General features: G+C 37.9%; 16 protein-coding genes. 1 reads left to right on the forward strand and 15 read right to left on the reverse strand.

Translation table 11 applies throughout. From position 1 onward, the window contains the following. Positions 1 to 175 precede the first annotated feature (175 nt). From DF281_RS01145 to DF281_RS01180, 8 genes are all read right to left on the reverse strand, one after another. The gene (locus DF281_RS01145) at positions 176 to 691 is read right to left on the reverse strand and encodes an acyltransferase (protein WP_109348423.1); all 516 of its coding nucleotides are present in this window, start codon (positions 689 to 691) and stop codon (positions 176 to 178) included. Next, positions 684 to 1,334, reverse strand: a complete 651-nt coding sequence (gene ppaX / locus DF281_RS01150) for a pyrophosphatase PpaX (protein WP_109348424.1) — start codon at positions 1,332 to 1,334, stop codon at positions 684 to 686. Before ppaX ends, DF281_RS01145 begins: the two co-directional genes overlap by 8 nt. Before the next feature lie 62 nt (positions 1,335 to 1,396). Beyond that, entirely contained in the window at positions 1,397 to 2,206 is an 810-nt protein-coding gene (lgt, locus tag DF281_RS01155; RefSeq protein WP_109348425.1) for a prolipoprotein diacylglyceryl transferase, read from the reverse strand. Between the two features lie 26 nt (positions 2,207 to 2,232). Beyond that, positions 2,233 to 3,159: an HPr(Ser) kinase/phosphatase gene (gene hprK / locus DF281_RS01160; protein ID WP_109348426.1), complete on the reverse strand. Its 927-nt coding sequence runs from the start codon at positions 3,157 to 3,159 to the stop codon at positions 2,233 to 2,235. Positions 3,160 to 3,294: 135 nt separating this feature from the next. Then, positions 3,295 to 3,609 (reverse strand): cytochrome c551, encoded by a 315-nt coding sequence (gene cccB, locus DF281_RS01165; RefSeq protein WP_109348427.1) that lies wholly within the window; start codon positions 3,607 to 3,609, stop codon positions 3,295 to 3,297. A gap of 117 nt (positions 3,610 to 3,726) precedes the next feature. After that, complete coding sequence (locus tag DF281_RS01170) at positions 3,727 to 4,965, reverse strand: EAL and HDOD domain-containing protein (protein WP_109348428.1); 1,239 nt, start codon at positions 4,963 to 4,965, stop codon at positions 3,727 to 3,729. A 519-nt stretch (positions 4,966 to 5,484) separates the two neighbouring features. After that, positions 5,485 to 6,150, reverse strand: a complete 666-nt coding sequence (locus tag DF281_RS01175) for a VTT domain-containing protein (RefSeq protein ID WP_370447853.1) — start codon at positions 6,148 to 6,150, stop codon at positions 5,485 to 5,487. Positions 6,151 to 6,276: 126 nt separating this feature from the next. After that, positions 6,277 to 8,241, reverse strand: a complete 1,965-nt coding sequence (locus DF281_RS01180; RefSeq protein ID WP_109348430.1) for a S9 family peptidase — start codon at positions 8,239 to 8,241, stop codon at positions 6,277 to 6,279. A 210-nt stretch (positions 8,242 to 8,451) separates the two neighbouring features. On the opposite strand from DF281_RS01180, the gene DF281_RS01185 reads away from it, so the two are divergent. After that, positions 8,452 to 9,822 (forward strand): amino acid permease, encoded by a 1,371-nt coding sequence (locus DF281_RS01185; protein WP_109348431.1) that lies wholly within the window; start codon positions 8,452 to 8,454, stop codon positions 9,820 to 9,822. Between the two features lie 34 nt (positions 9,823 to 9,856). Here the strand turns inward: DF281_RS01185 and DF281_RS01190 are convergent, their stop codons facing one another. The 7 genes from DF281_RS01190 to DF281_RS01220 all read right to left on the reverse strand — a co-directional run bounded on the left by DF281_RS01190 (position 9,857) and on the right by DF281_RS01220 (position 17,012). After that, positions 9,857 to 10,084 (reverse strand): hypothetical protein, encoded by a 228-nt coding sequence (locus DF281_RS01190; protein ID WP_109348432.1) that lies wholly within the window; start codon positions 10,082 to 10,084, stop codon positions 9,857 to 9,859. Positions 10,085 to 10,099: 15 nt separating this feature from the next. Then, complete coding sequence (locus tag DF281_RS01195) at positions 10,100 to 11,530, reverse strand: AMP-binding protein (protein ID WP_109348433.1); 1,431 nt, start codon at positions 11,528 to 11,530, stop codon at positions 10,100 to 10,102. Between the two features lie 76 nt (positions 11,531 to 11,606). Next, positions 11,607 to 13,541, reverse strand: coding sequence for an FtsX-like permease family protein (locus DF281_RS01200; RefSeq protein WP_109348434.1), 1,935 nt, complete (start codon positions 13,539 to 13,541; stop codon positions 11,607 to 11,609). Next, positions 13,513 to 14,286 carry an ABC transporter ATP-binding protein gene (locus tag DF281_RS01205; RefSeq protein WP_109348435.1) on the reverse strand — a complete coding sequence of 258 codons (774 nt, stop codon included), beginning with the start codon at positions 14,284 to 14,286 and terminating at the stop codon, positions 13,513 to 13,515. The genes DF281_RS01200 and DF281_RS01205 overlap by 29 nt, the downstream gene beginning before the upstream one ends. A 13-nt stretch (positions 14,287 to 14,299) precedes the next feature. Then, complete coding sequence (locus tag DF281_RS01210; RefSeq protein ID WP_109348436.1) at positions 14,300 to 15,289, reverse strand: sensor histidine kinase; 990 nt, start codon at positions 15,287 to 15,289, stop codon at positions 14,300 to 14,302. A 1-nt stretch (position 15,290) separates the two neighbouring features. Continuing rightward, positions 15,291 to 15,995, reverse strand: coding sequence for a response regulator transcription factor (locus tag DF281_RS01215; protein WP_109348437.1), 705 nt, complete (start codon positions 15,993 to 15,995; stop codon positions 15,291 to 15,293). A 24-nt stretch (positions 15,996 to 16,019) separates the two neighbouring features. Next, positions 16,020 to 17,012 (reverse strand): lipoate--protein ligase, encoded by a 993-nt coding sequence (locus DF281_RS01220; protein ID WP_109348438.1) that lies wholly within the window; start codon positions 17,010 to 17,012, stop codon positions 16,020 to 16,022. Between the last annotated feature and the right edge of the window lie 68 nt (positions 17,013 to 17,080).

Here is a 17,080-nt window from a genome sequence, read left to right on the forward strand (position 1 = left end):
ATGTACACTTCCTTCTACGCACTTTAATTCACTAGAGTGCTAATGTGATGATGTATAATATTTTAACTGAAAGTGAAGTTGTCGTCAAATTGCGAAAAAACAGAAAATAAAAAGCATGTTCGAAAAGTAGGTGATTTCAATCGAAATAACCGTATTTTTCTCGAACATGCTCAAATTATGATTTTTCAGTTAATTTTTGTTCTCTTTGTTCTTTCGTATAAATAATCTGCATTGGATTGCCACCGACCATTGCGCCTTCTGGTACATCACGGTGTACGAGCGTCATTGCTGAAACGACCGCATCATTGCCAATCGTCACACCTGGTAAGATTGTTGAATTTGCGCCAATCATGACGCGATCACCAATAATCACATCGCCAAGTCGGTATTCCTCGATTAAATATTCATGTGCTAAAATCGTCGTATTAAAACCGATGATCGAATCGTCACCAACTGTGATTCTTTCTGGAAACATTGTATCAGGTACGACTTTCAAAGCGAATGCTGTACGTTTTCCGACTTTCATATGAAGAAAAGTACGATACATCCAGTTTTTCACCGAGAGAAATGGCATGATTCTCGCCATCTCTATTACGATGAAACATTTTGCTACTTTCCAAAACGATACAGTTTTATAAATCTGCCATAATGAAGAAGATCCTTTCACCTTATATCGCTCTGTTTTACGCATGGGCAGGTACTCCGACAATACCGTATAAATCTTTCATCGTTTGCAGCATGAATGTTGGGTGATACGTTTCTAAAAATGCTGTGCCCTTAAGTGACCAAGCGACTCCAGCTGTATGTACACCTGCATTTTGTCCGCCCTCGATATCATGGTAGTTGTCACCAATCATAATCACTTCATTTTTCTCAAGCCCTAACCTGCTCAACGCTAGAAGCACTGGTTCAGGATGCGGCTTCGTATTTTTCACATCGTCATTGCCAATAATTGTGTCGAAAAGATCCGTAATGCCCATCAAGTTCATGCCACGTAATAATGCTTCCTGACGTTTCGTTGATACAATTGCTAATTTGATACCTGCTTTTTTCAAATCCGTTAATACTTCAACAACGAAATCGAATTCTCTTACAAGTTCATCATGGTGAAGTCTGTTCCAAGTAATATATTCATTCGTCAATTCTTCCACTCGATCTGGCGCAACCATTGTGAATGTATCACTTAAAGATGGGCCGATGAAATTCGCCATATCTTCTTTAGAATATTTCCCAGGAAATTTTGGTTCAATTACTTGATAGAAAGTTTCGATAATCAAGTTATTCGTATCTAATAGTGTGCCATCAAAGTCAAAAAGTAATCCTTTGTAATTCATAATCCATTTCCCCCTATAAAATTACCCGCATTACACAAAGTGCATTACGGGCAATGAGTCATTTATTCATCTTTATATCTTGGTAATTTCAATGATTTTCTACGACGGTAAATTAATACGATTGCAGCAACTACTAAAGCTACTAATGAAATGAGTTGAGCCATACGTAGTGGGCCGATGTATAAACTGTCTGTGCGTAAACCTTCTACGAAATAACGTCCGAATGAATACCACATAATATATACTAAGAAGATTTCGCCTCTTAATAAGTTTGCTTTACGTAATAGTAATAAGACGATTAATCCAACAACATTCCACAGTGATTCATATAGGAATGTTGGATGATGGTAAAAGCCGCCTACATTCATTTGTTCAATAATCCAGTCTGGAATATATAATGATTCCAAGAATGAGCGCTCTACGACACCGCCGTAAGCTTCTTGGTTCATAAAGTTACCCCAGCGACCAATAATTTGTCCAATAATAATAGATGGTGCTAAAATATCCGCTACTTTCCAGAAATTAACACCTCTACGTTTACAGAAGAAGTACACAGTCAATGCGCCACCAATTAATGCGCCATGGATCGCGATACCACCTTGCCAAATTTGTATAATTTGACCTGGATGCTCCTTGTAATAACCCCATTCAAAAATGACGTAGTAAATACGCGCGCAGATGATGGCGATTGGAACTGCCCAAATAAGAAGATCTGTTAAAAAATCTTCCTCGAAGCCACGTTTTTTCATCTCTCTTTGCCCGATTAAATAGGCGATAATAATACCACTGGCAATGATAATGCCGTACCAAGTGACTTTCAAAAATCCAATTTTTAATGCGATTGGATTAATATCTAATAGTAATAAATCCATATTGTTCCCCTTCCGAAGTAATTCGACTACTCAGATTTCCCTTGAATTACGTTGTCCAGTCGCTTCGTGAACTCCTCTGCTGAGTTGACACCAAGGTTTTTCAGACGGTGGTTCATCGCTGCTACTTCGATAATAACAGCTAAGTTTCGACCTGGGCGAACTGGGATCGTTAATTTTGTTAATTCCGAGTCTAAAATACTCATCATTTCTGTTTCGATACCAAGTCTATCATATGTTTTTTCAGAATCCCAAACCTCAAGGTCGACAACAAGCGAAATTCTTTTGTGACGACGAACTGCTGAAGCACCAAACATTGTCATAATGTCGATAATCCCGATTCCACGAATTTCCAACATATGAGCAATTAGTGGCGGGGCATTTCCTACTAATGTATTCTCACTCTCTTGGTAAATCTCAACACAGTCATCGGCAACTAAGCGGTGACCTTTTTTTACAAGTTCTAAAGCGGTCTCACTCTTACCGACACCACTATTTCCTGTAATAAGTACACCAATTCCATAAATATCAACGAGTACACCATGTACTGCTGTAGAGGGTGCTAGTCTGCTTTCAAGATAGTTCGTCAACTTACTTGAAAAACGAGTAGTTGATAAATTCGTCGTCAATACAGGCACATGATTTTCTTCTGATGCCATTTTCAATTCTTCTGGCACTTCCATATCATGCGAAATGATGACTGCTGGCGTATCTTCAGCACATAATTTCTTCATTCTTTCCGTTCTTTCATGTCTTGGAAGCATTAAGAAAAATGACAACTCCGTCTTTCCTAATAATTGAACACGTTCTGCAGGATAGTGAGTGAAGTAACCGGCCATCTCTAGTCCCGGTCTTGAAATATCACTCGTTAAAATATGGCGACCAATTCCTTCTTCGCCACAAACTAATTTCAATTTAAATTCTTCCATTACGTCTCTTGTACATACTTGATCCAACACGTTCACACCCTCTCATCGTAAGTTTATTTTACCATGTCGTACAAACGATTTCTTCAAAAAAATATTTCGCTGCAAATTTAATGAAAAGAAAAACAGAAACCGCTCGAAATTAGCGATTTCTGCCATAGTTCTTTATTTTTGTGTCGCTAGCCATTCAGCAACTGCTTTTGCTTCGTCACCTTTGACGATCCCAGGTGGCATACCGCCTTGACCGTCTTCAACGATTTTCAGAATTTCTTTTTCTGATTTGTCCGCACCTATTTTTGAAATATCAGGTGCATTCCCATTGTTCAATTGATCGCCGTGACAACTAATGCATTTTTGCATCGTCACTTTTTCTCCGTCTACTTGAGTTGAATCACCTGATCCAGACTCAGATTTATCTGATCCACACGCACCTAGAACAAGTGCTGAACCAAATAATACGGCTAAAAATGCCTTTTTCATGTAAATCTCCTCCTGTTGAAAAGATACTCATACTACTTCATTATACATCATTAGAAATATATAGAACTCACAAAATGGCACGAAATAAGGAACTTTTAATCCATACCCTTTTCAAAACTATACTAACTGTAAATTTGAAGTCCATTTATTTGCATTTTGAACAAATTCGAATAAATCCTCAGAAGAAAGGTCTAATTCACCTTTCAAACTTTCAACAGTTTCCCAATCTTGTTTTTCTAATGCAATTGTCATTTGTAAAATTGCCGATAATTCTGTTTTTGCTCCAGAAATTGTACCGACGATTTCATTTGAAAGTGGCAGCTGCGTTAAAATATCGTTCATTGGTTTTTCAAGTAATGCATCTATTAAAGAGAACATCCCGACTAAGAAATACTCTGAGTAGTTGCGATAACCAATGCGTTTCGCCATCAACTCACATAGTTTGGCACGACAAAGTGATGATTTCATCAATTCTTCGTAAACATCCATACCTTTTTTGCGGCCTGATTCTCTGTACGCAAGTATGTACACCCATTTTTGAAGATCCGTTAAGCCAAGTAATAGGATGGCTTGCTTAATTGAACGGATTTTTTTCTTTGTGCGTTTTGATGATGTATTAATTAATTTTAGCAATTTGAATGACAGTGCGACATCATGTTCGATTTGATTAACGAGTTCATCAATGTCTGGTTCTTCACTTTTAAGTAAAGCGATGACTTGATAGTATTGCATCAAGTTCGTTGGAATTTCAGTACCTTTAATGATTTGCGGTTGTTTGAAATAGTATCCTTGGAATAGTTGGTAACCGATAGATTTCGCTTCCATATATTGCGCTCTTGTCTCAACTTTTTCCGCCAAAAGCGTGATATGAGGATATTTAGTTAATACTTTTTGTTCAATTTCATTGCGCTCTGCTTCTGTTGAAAGCAGGAAATCTACTTTAATATAATTCATATATCTGAAAAGTCGATCATATAAATTCACATTGTCTTGAAGTACGAAGTCATCCAATGCAATTCGGAAGCCCATATTGCGAATTTCTTCAATTCTTCTTACAACTTTTTCTGTAATCGGAACATCTTCTAAAACTTCTACGACAATTTCCTTTGGTGACAAACTTTCAAAAATATCACTCATTAATAGTGTTTCTGTAAAGTTTATAAAACATGGTTTCCCACTAGCTAGTTCATCAAATCCTATCGAGAAAAAAGAGTTGATCAACACTTCAACAGTTGCCATGTCAGAGTCAACAGCAACAAATTCATTTTTTTCTGTGCCACTTCTATACAGCAGTTCATATGCGAATAGTTTTTCTTCCACATCAAAAATCGGCTGTCTACCGATGAATATTTCCATTACGTTACCCCTTCACTACAATTTGCCTTTTATTATATCATTCATCATGACTTTAGTCTGTATTGTTCTACTATTTTTTATAATAAACACTATGTAATTAGGTATTATTCTACTCATTAATTTGAATTTTTTTCATATTCCTCTGTTTTCCCCTTACTTCCATTGATACAAATTCAATTCTTTAGACCTATTTTGTGAAAAAATAAAAAAACTGACATGATTTTATAATCATGTCAGCTTTGGATTGGGCTTGAAATGGTTTTTGGGTCCTTCTCAGGTTTAGTGGTGTCTAGCAAATTCACGCTATATGCTATGGGATACTTCAGGTTTTCGGGTCCTTCTCGGGTTTTCGTGTCTAGCTTGTTCCACTACTCTCTTTGAGTCACTTCGAAAACTCGGGGAAAAGTGGTGGAGCTTTTACTTTTCCTTCGTTTCCTCCAGTGCTCTCGAGAGTCCCGAGTGGAAACGCTTTTCGTCTTTTACTTTCTCTTCAATCCTTGCAGTACCCTCGCATATGGGCTAGCGCGTTTTGCTTTTCGGTGTTCGACTCTTAACTAACCCTACTATTGCTGGGATCACCGATAATAGGATAATGATGATAAGTACTTTTGAGAAATTGTCGCGCACGATCGGGATGTTTCCGAAGAAGTGTCCTAGTAGTGTGCATGATAGTACCCATAGTGCTGCTCCGACCATATTGTAGAGTAGGAAGTAGCCGTATTTCATGCGACTTGCTCCTGCTACGAATGGGATGAATGTTCGGATGAATGGCATGAATCGTGCAATGACGATTGTTTTGCCGCCGTGTTTATTAAAGAACGCTTCTGCTTTGTCCATTTTTTCTTGGTTAATCATTTTTCCTAGTAGCGAGCCTGGTTTGATCGTCGTTCCTACTTTTTTACCGATTTCATAATTAAGGGAATCGCCTAAAACTGCTGCTACAAAGAATACAACGATTACTACTGTTAAGTTTAGTGGTGGTACGCCTGATGCGCCGCCAATTGCCGTAAATGTACCCGCTGCAAATAATAATGAGTCTCCTGGTAGGAATGGGAAAATAACTAATCCCGTCTCAATAAATACGATTGCGAATAAAATTCCATACGTCCAGTTTTTATAGTCTTTAATTATTTCCACTAGATGCTGGTCTATGTGGAGAATAAAACTAATGACATGTTCAATCATTGTAATCATCGTTTATTATTCACAATCCTTTTCTGGTTTCTGCTTACTATCATACTCTTTTTAAAGTAAAACTGTCATGTCAAAATAAACGAAAAATGGCTAAATTAGTTGCGTTTTCATCGAAATTTACAATTTCTTAACAAACCATGCTTCGATTTCTTCAAGTCTTTGCTGTCTAAGGTGTGGTAGCCCTGTTCGCGATAAGTCATGGTTCGCTTTCGGGAAACGAATAAACTCGACATCTTTCTTCTTCGCCTTCATCGCAATATACAATTGTTCAGCTTGTTCCATTGGACAGCGAATATCTTCTTCACTGTGCAAAATCATCAATGGTGTCTTCATGTCATCTACATATTTGAGCGGCGAATGCTTCCATAGTTTTTCAACGTCATCTAGATTGCCGTCAATTTGCCATTCCGTGAAATAGTAACCAATATCTGAAACGCCATACATACTAATCCAATTTGAAATTGAACGCTGTGTCAGTGCTGCTTTGAAACGATCTGTATGGCCAACAATCCAGTTCGTCATAAAGCCGCCGTAGCTACCACCCATAACACCTAATCTTGACGCATCAATCCATTTTTTTTCTTCTACAATCATATCGACTGCCGCCATTAAATCACGGTAATCTCCTCCGCCATAGTTACCTCTACAACCATTTACAAACGCTTGGCTGTAACTTTGACTACCTCTCGGATTCATATACAGCACGGCATATCCTTGAGCAGCAAGTGCCTGCATTTCATGGAAAAAAGTATTGGCATACATCATATGCGGGCCACCGTGAATGTATAAAATCATCGGATACTTTTCACCCTCCACATAATTCGTAGGTTTCATAAACCAGCCCCATACTAATTCACCTTCATTTTCAACTTGGACAATTTCTGGTTTTACAATGATATGTGTTTGTTCATATGCTTCATTGAAATGAGTCAGCTGTCTTCTCTCTCCAGTTGCAATTTCATGTAAATATAATTCACCAACTGAAGTCGTATTCGATACTGTAATTAATGCGTAAATGCCATCCTTCGTAATATCAAAGCCATAAATATGTTCTTCTTCCGGTGTTGCCACATAAATTGCACCTGATAAAGTCGCATAATACAAGCGTACATCGCCCATTGTAGACATTTGGAAGTAGAGATCATTATTTGCTGTCCATACTACTGATGGTGCTACTACTCCTTGTTGGATATCGCCTGAAGAATAATCGCCAACCGGTTGATCCATCATTTCTGTTAATGACCAAGTAAATTGTTGCTTCGTATCATAAACGTAGATTTCATTATGTGTCGCATTTTTATAGGGTTCATTCGGTGAAACTTCAAACGCCAGATATGCTTCATCTGGTGAATAAGTTGCGCCACTAATACTGCCGTCAAAGTCTAAAATCAATTGTTGTTCCTTTGTTTCTAAATCAATTGAACATAATTGCATAGAGAAATCATCGTCATCTTCTCGACTCCACTTCGTCACGATAACATGTGAGTTTTGCGCATTTGAAGTTTGAATTAAATAGTCGAAATCATCATGCGTTAAACGTTTGATTTCACCTGTCTCAAGTGAGAGAATTCCTACTTGTGCCGCCGTATCATTTGGCAATAGACCCACTCCATTTAACTGATAACGCATACCTTTTACATGATAGGCTTTTTCTCTTTTTTCTTCTTCTTCCTTCTCGCCAAATTCCATGCCTTTTTTCAATTTTGCAGAGAAAATAATGGCATCGCTTGTCGCATTCCATGTGTAGGTTTGGATTTCTCGTAATTCTGCTGAAGCTTCATATGCTTCGCCACCTGCAGTTGATAAAATATACAGCTTCGCAAAATCGTCTCGCTTCGCAATAAATGAGATTTTCTGTCCGTCTTTTGACCATTGAACACTTGAGATTCGTTCTTTGCCACGTGTCCACTGTGTCACGACTTCGGTCTCGATATTTACATGGAATAAGTGCGCGTAATATGTATTTTCTTCCTCATCCATAATTGTACGAGTGAAAACAGCTTCTTTACTATTTGGTGATAATATTGGATTTGCTACTGAGATGAGTTCAAATAAGTCTTCTTTTTTAATCAGTTCCGACATTTTAACAGCCCCTAATCGATTTTCCTCTAATTATAATATGAAATGTAAGCCTTGCCAAAAAATAGATTGAATACAGTGCATAAATGCCTTATAATACTTGTATTTTCTGAATAATTACTCAAGGATAGTATGTTTATATCAAGTAAATTGGAAAACTTTATGCTATGATAATTTAAGAAAACGAAATAAAATAACGAAGGAGTTGCAAAAATGAGCAAAAATCAACCAGAGTTACAACGAGGTTTACAATCAAGACATATCACATTAATGTCTTTAGGTGCAGCAATCGGTGTCGGTTTATTCTTAGGTTCAGCTGGCGCAATCAAAATTGCTGGTCCTGCTGTTTTACTCACTTACGCACTCGGAGGTATCGTGATTTTCTTCGTGATGCGCGCACTAGGCGAAATAGCAGTTGAACATCCAATTGCTGGTTCATTTAGTCGTTACGCCCAAGATTATTTAGGGCCACTTGCTGGTTTCATCACAGGATGGAACTATTGGTTTTTATGGATTGTAACTTGTATGGCAGAAATTACTGCAGTAGGGATTTACATGACACTATGGTTCCCAGATTCACCTAGATGGATATGGGCATTAGCTGCACTAGTGTTAATGACGTTAATCAATTTAATCGCAGCAAAAGTTTTCGGAGAATTCGAATTTTGGTTCGCATTCATTAAAGTATTTGCTATCATCGCCATGATCGTCATCGGTTTAGGTGTCATCCTATTCGGGATTGGTAATGCTGGTGAGGCGGTAGGTTTCTCTAATCTTTGGACAAATGGCGGATTCATGCCTCATGGTATATCCGGTGTCATCCAAGCGCTTCCGATTGTCATGTTCGCATACTTAGGAGTCGAAATGATCGGGGTTACAGCTGGTGAAGCGAAGGATCCGAAAAAAACGCTTCCGAAAGCAATCAATACTGTGTTACTCCGTGTATTAGTTTTCTACATAGGTGCCATTACAGTAATTCTTGCGATCTATCCTTGGGATGAAATGACTGAGGGTCAAAGTCCATTCGTTATGATGTTCGATAATGTCGGCATTCAATACGCAGCCGGGATCATTAACTTCGTCGTACTTACAGCCGCTCTTTCAAGTTGTAATAGTGGTATTTTCAGTACTGGTCGAATGATTTTCAACTTAGCAGCTCAAAAACAAGCACCGAAGATTTTCTACAATGTTGGTAAAACAGGTGTGCCAACTCTCGCCATTCTATTCTCTGCGGCAGTTTTATTAATTGGTGTATTACTGAACTATATTATTAAAGATGAACGCATATTCCTCTACATTACGAGTGTCTCCACATTCGGTGCAGTTTGGACATGGGTCATCATATTACTCGTACAAATTAAGTATCGAAAAACTTTATCTAAAGACGAAATCGGTAAATTAACATTTAAAAATATATTCCACCCGATTGGTTCTTATTTCTCTGTCGCATTCTTAGTGATGGTTGTTGTCCTAATGTTCTTCAATGATGGTACGCGTATCGCATTGATCGTCGGGCCATTATGGATCGCCATTCTAGTCGTGCTTTACTACACTGTTTATAAAAAACAATTGAAGAAAAACTAAAAAAAAAAAAATGAGGAGTGTGCCTATGATGGCACTACTCCTCATTTTTCTTATGTTCTGATTCTTGATATTTAATCTCTTGTTGTACTTTTTCTTTCGTCTGATTTAGTGGATTATGCCCATCCATGGAAGGTTTCGTACCCGTTGTAATTTCATCAAAAGGTGAATAAATATCTTCCGCTTGACGTTTTTTGAAAGCTGCTCTAAATAATACAAATAAAACGAATGCTAGAATGACGATAAAAATGATAACACCTATCATAACAATCACTCCAAATTATTTTTTATTTTTTAATAACCTCTTCATAATTTTCCCCGTTGAGTTCTTCGGTAACTGCTCCACAATCTGAATATGGGAAGGCACTTTATAATCGACCAAATTGGATTGACAATGTACAAACAATGATTGCACATCTACTTCTCCCTTTATCGTAACATACGCGACAACTCTTTCGCCATAATGAAGATCTTCTTCACCAACTACAGCTACTTCAACAATCGATCCGTGACGATACAATACCTCCTCCACCTCGCGTGGATAGACATTGTAACCACCAACAATACAAACATCTTTTTTCCGATCGACGATGAAAATATAGCCTTCTTCATCCATATAAGCTAAATCACCTGTATGTAACCAGCCGTTTTTCAAAACTTTCGCCGTTTCTTCTGCCATTTTATAATAACCACCCATAACATTCTTGCCCCGAACAACCAATTCACCGACTTCATGTACCGGCAATACGTCGCCATGATCATCAACAATACGATTTTCCACATGAATAATGCTCTGACCAATCGAACCCGCTTTTTGCTTACCAAATGGGTTGAAGCAAGTGACAGGAGAAGCTTCTGAAAGACCATAACCTTCTGAAATTTTCAGTTGGAATGTCTCTTCAAAATTTTGAAGCATCGCAGTTGGCAATGATGAACCACCCGAGATTGCTAAACGAATCGTTCCTAATGGTTGTGCATAATCTGTCGGTGTATGCAGTAAAAATGAATACATCGTTGGCACACCTGCAAATACAGTCGCTTGCTGTTCATTGGCTGCTCTAAACACTTCCTTCGGGCTAAAACTCTTTTGAAGAAGTAAAGTAGCTCCTTGGAAAAGAGGCGCGTTCACTGCAACAGTTAGTGCAAATACATGAAAAACAGGTAGTACCGTAATCATTCGATCCTCATGAAAAATCCCTAAAAAATCCGCAACATCTGATGCATTATGATAGAGATTGCCATGTGTCAGCATTGCACCTTTTGGATTTCCAGTCGTGCCGGAAGTATATAAAATAATTGCTAATTGTTCCAAAACCACTTCATTGTCGAAAGGTAAATCAATCTTCAGTTCAAAATCAATGGCGATTTCATTCGTATAATTGCCCCCCTGATTCGGATGCACAATCATTCCTTTCGAATCACTTTGTGCTAAAATATACGCGATTTCTCGCTCCGAATAATTCGGATTGATCGGTACAGCAGTTGCTCCAACTAACCAAATAGCATAGAGTGAAATGATAAATTCGGCTTCATTTCCCATGATGATGACGATTTGATCACCTTTATGAAATTCTTGGTCATGTAACTGTGCCGCAACTGACTCGACAGATTTTAATAATTGTTCATATGTATAGGTTCTTTGTTCTGTAATGATTGCAGGTTTTAAAGGATTTTTCTCGCTATTTTCATATAATGCGTGAATCAATGTCATCATAGCACCTCATAGTTGTTTTTTCTTGTAAAAAAAAGGAGGTTGGGACACAGGAATAAACTCTGTCCCAGCCTTGTTAAATTTTTAAATGCGCTAAATATCGCCAACGAATTAAGTAGAAGTAGAGCAATTGAGCCACCGTCAAAGCAATCATGACGAAGATAATTTCCCGCATAATTGATAAATCGGCAATTCCTCGCCAAAAGACTTGAAGCGATAAAAATGCGAAGGTACTATTCAACATAGCGATTCCCCACGGTAAAAAGAATTGTGGAATCAGCTGTCGATTGACGAGCTTTCGTAATTCCTTCTTTGTCACACCCATGCGATGCAATGTACTGTACTGCTTCTTCTCTTCGTCTAAATTCGTATACAATTTGAAGTAAATAAAACTACCTGCCGCTAAGAAAAATACCGCTGCCGCAAGTAAACCAATGAATAATAGTAATGCAAATGTCGAACGTATAAATGAATAATCGAGTCCTGTATTTTCAAAATAGAAAGGTAGACTACGCTCATTATCTGTAGCATATGCTGCATTCATAATGGCATCTAAATTATGCCCGATATATTTTGTTTCCTGCCATTTAGGTACATTGAAAATATATAAATGGCTTGAAGACGCAGCTCCCGCCATCCCTTGCATCGGCGCATAAATATGTGTGAAATCATCATCATCTACTATGATCTGATTCGTCCCTAATTTATCCGCCGCAAAAACGATTTTCGGATACGTTCGATCAATCGATAATTTCACATTGGATTCCTTCAAGACAGTATCCACTTTTTCTTTCGATAATTTCCGCAATGATTCTTCTGAATAGGCTAGGAACATCGCCTCTCCTCGTTTTAAGGAGATTAATGGATAGCCTAATGACATCGCTAAATTATTCAAATCCCTCTCGCTAATGATGCGTACAGTCGCTTCTGTATTCGTCGAAGTCTGTCGCTTCACAACGATGCGATCCAGTCGATAACTCAAGCCCGCATCCTGCAACTCTTCTTGCAGCTGCGTGATATGCTGACGCTCATATGGATTTTGCGATGAACTCGTATAGACGAGGCTCAAAGGATTCAATTGATGATATTTATGTGAAAAAGTCGATAATGAACTCAATGTGCCAATCGCCATAAATGCTAATACTGAAACCATTGAAGAAATGAAGAACATTCTCGCATTCGATTTCAGCATGGACGAAATTTCAGAAACGGACAGCAATCGATATTTATGCCAATAAATATTTTTATTCCGCTTAATTAATTTCAAAAATATTTGCACGGAATCGGTGAAAAACAAGTAAGTTCCGAGCGTTACAATCGGAGGCAATACACCTACTAATGTAATAAGATTCGTCTTCGTCGCATTCGCCGAAGCAAAGTAAGCAATCAGCAATAAGACGATGCCGAAAATCGCTCTAAACCAAGAGAATTTCACATCCTGCTGCGATTTTTGATACCCTTTGATCAACTTAATAATATTGTCATCTTTTATCGTAAAAATACTCACATAGGAAATGACGATGAATAATGTCGTGAATGTACCAATCGTCAATGCGAAAGGCTTCCATGAGAAATACAGCGAAAGCGATGTGATTTCAAGGATTTCTCTGACAATCATAAAGAAGAATTTTGAGAAGACGAAGCCAAATAAAATCCCTAAAATGATTGAAGTAAGCCCAATAATTAATATTTCAAATAGCACTAATTTATTTAATTGCTTCTTCTCCATACCGAGTTGAATCAGTATGCCGAACTCTTTTGACCGTGCTTCTAAAAATGCCCGCATTGAATAGAATAAGAAGAATAGCATGAATAATACTAAAATAACTTCAGCAATTAACATCCCTCTAAATGCAATTTCCGTCACGAACTCATTTTCAACTCTTGGGTGGAACATAAGCATTGAATAAATGAAGAACACCATGACAGAAGATACACTCGCCATGAAGAATGCTGCATATACTCGTCGATTCCGAATTACATTACGGAAGGCGAACTGACGTAAAGTCACCTACATTCCCCCCTAATAGGCTAAGTACATTTAATATACCTTGGAAGAAAGTCTGTCTTTGGTCATCTCGGTAAATTTCATTGAAGTACTCGCCATCTTTTATGAATAACACGCGATCACAAAAGCTCGCTGCGATCGGATCATGCGTCACCATAACGATTGTTGTATTCTCACGCTTATTAATTCGACCGAGTAATTCGAGAACATCCTTCGTCGATTTCGAATCCAAATTGCCCGTAGGTTCATCCGCTAAAATAAGTGATGGCTGGTGAATTAATGCACGACCAATCGCCGTTTTCTGCGCCTGACCACCAGAGATTTCATTCGGTCTTTTTTCTAAAATCCCTGTAATGCCAAGTTCTTTCGCAATATAATTCACACGTTTCTGCATTTCAGACACTTTCACATCTGCCAATGTTAGTGGTAGCACCATATTCTCTTCAACATTTAGCATCTGTAATAAGTTAAAATCTTGGAAAATGAAGCCGAGTTCCTTGCGACGAAAATACGCTAATTTTGTCTTATCCAATTCATGCGGATTAACACCATCCAACTCGATTGAGCCTGAAGTCGGTCGGTCAATTGTCGAAATGACATTTAATAAAGTTGTCTTTCCACTACCGGATGGCCCCATAATAGCGACAAATTCACCCTTCTCCACTTCTAAGCTAAATTGATTTAATGCGCGGTGTGTAACTTTTCCTTCATACACCTTCGTCAAATCTTCAATTTTCAATAAAGTCATTGTCATCCCTCTTTTAAGAATATTTGAAATGGATCGTCACAGTCGTCCCTTGATTCACTTCAGATTCGATTTCCATTTTATGCCCTAATTTCGCACAGATTTCTTTTGCTAAATACAGTCCCATACCTGTTGACTCTCCAGATTTACGACCGTTTTCTCCTGTGAAAAAGGCTTTTGTCACACGTTTTAAATCATTCGCTGGAATACCGATTCCTTCATCACGAATTTTCAGTGCGACACCATCATCCGATTTTTCAGCAGTCATATATACTTTTTTGCCATCATCAAATGTGTATTTCACAGCATTCGTTAAAAATTGGCCGATAATAAATTTAATCCATTTTAAGTCTGTTGGTACTTCAATCGATTCATCAACATCAATACTTGGGAATACATGATTGGAAATAAATAGCCTCTTATGTTGATTGACGACTTCAGTAATAATTTGTTTCAAAGGCATTTGCTCAATCTTCATATCTTCTTCGAAAGTATCAAGTCTAGCATTCATCAACACCATTTCTAAGCCGTGTTTTAAGCGCTCCATCTCTTCTCGCGTACTTTTCTTATCCAATGGTCCATCTTCTTGTAACATCATCTCCATGACAGATAATGGTGTCTTCATCTGATGCACCCATTGATTCATAAATTGTAAATGTCTATTTTGCTTCGCGTACAATTCCTGTGCTTCTAGCTGATAAATTCGATATAGCTCATGCATATACGTTTCTACGCGTTCATGCTCGGCTGTTTTCGCATTATTTTGAAGCGCATCATCCATCGATTTAGGTAATTGCGCGATTTTTTTGTAAAAAGATTGGCGCATGATATAACGCATGCATAAGAAGGTTAGCGTCAAAACGACCGTAATAATGAGTGTGTAAATCATCGTACTCGTATTTCGGAAGCCGTCTAACCAGTATAATAATAATATGAAACAAGCTACGAACAACTCGAAAAAGAAGAACATAACATGGTCTTTCACAAATAATTTGAATGCCTCCATGTTATACCTCCTCATCGCTTAATATAAAGCGGTAGCCTGCTCCTCGAACTGTCTCAATCGTAGACTTAATATGATAATCCGCTAATTTCTTTCGTACGCGTGTCATATTAACATTCAAAGTATTTTCATCCACAAATGCTTGATCATCCCAAAGTTCTTCCAATAAGCGTTCACGTGATACAACTTTCGGTGATTCACCCATTAATAGTTCAAGAATGACGCATTCCTTCTTCTGAAGTGGTAATGCATCTGTCTTCGTCTGTAATTCCATTCTTTCTAAATAGAGCTGCAATTGCCCTAATTTCACCGTTCTCTCCTCTTGTTTTGAGGCATATTCACCATATGTTCTTCTCAAGTGACTCTTAATTTTTGCTAAAACAATTTCATAATGGAAAGGCTTCGTAATGAAGTCATCGCCACCATTTTCAAGTGCAAAAATTTGATCCATCTCACCAGAGCGAGCAGAAATATATATGATTGGTACAGTGGTGAATTGTCGCAATTGACGACACCAGTAGTACCCATCATATGAAGGTAGATTTATGTCCAATAAAACAAGGTGAGGAGAGAAGGCATTGAATTCTTCAACAATTTGATCGAATGCCTCTACAGTTTTCACTTCATAATGATATTTACTAAGTGTATCTGCTAACATCGAAGCGATCTTCAAATCATCTTCCACAATTAGAATGCGGTGCTTATCCATTTCCTTCTCCTCCTGTTCCCTTGATTAATACATTAGTTGTACGAACTCATCCGTCGTCACGCCACCGAAGTATTTCGGTACATCAATTGTAGCGAGTGCTTCTTTGATTGCTTGTGCATCATAGCGTACACCTTTTAACGCAGACTCAACGTCTACCATATCACCTACACCGAAGAAATCCCCAAAGATATGGATATCTTCAATCATACCTTTTTTCACTTCTAAACGTAGGTCGATAAAGCCTGATTTGAATTTCTTCGAGCGCATCGTATTGAACTTAGGTGATTTACCGTAATTCCAATCCCATTGCTGGTAACGACTTTCAGAAATTTCATAGATTGCTTTCCAATCTTCATCTGTTAAGTCATAGTATTGAATATTTTCTTCGCCGCCGAAAATTGAATGAAGAATTTCTAAACGGAAATCTTCTACTGTTACAGTTTTATCTTCTAATAGTTCAATAATATTCGTCACACGTGAGCGTACTGATTTGATTCCTTTTGATTCGATTTTTTCTTTTTTAGGTCGTAAAGCATTTACAACTTCATTAATATTCGCATCAAACATCAGTGTACCATGGCTGAACATGCGACCTTTCGTAGAGAACATCGCGTTGCCAGAGAATTTCTTCCCTTCTGCAAGAATGTCGTTACGGCCTGATAATTCCGCATTCACACCCATATTGTTCAATGCATCTACTACAGGTTGAGTGAATTTCTTAAAGTTTTGGAAATTGTCTTCTTCATCCTTCGTTAAGAAGCTGAAGTTCAAGTTTCCTAAATCATGATACACCGCTCCACCACCTGAAAGACGGCGCACGACAATAATATCATTCGCTTCAACGTAGTCCGTATTAATTTCTTCTACGGTATTTTGGTTACGTCCAATAATGATTGAAGGCTGATTTATGTAAAAAAGTAATAACCCTTCTTCAACGTCTAAATGATTTAATGCATATTCCTCGATTGCTAAATTGATTCGAGGGTCTGTGATTCCTTTATTATCAATGAATAACATGGATCTTCCATCTCCTTTAAAAAGTTCTCTCTTATATTTTACTTTATTTTTCATGTTTTGTATTGACA

The organism is Kurthia zopfii, assembly GCF_003143955.1.
Taxonomy (GTDB): Bacteria; Bacillota; Bacilli; order Bacillales_A; family Planococcaceae; genus Kurthia; species Kurthia zopfii.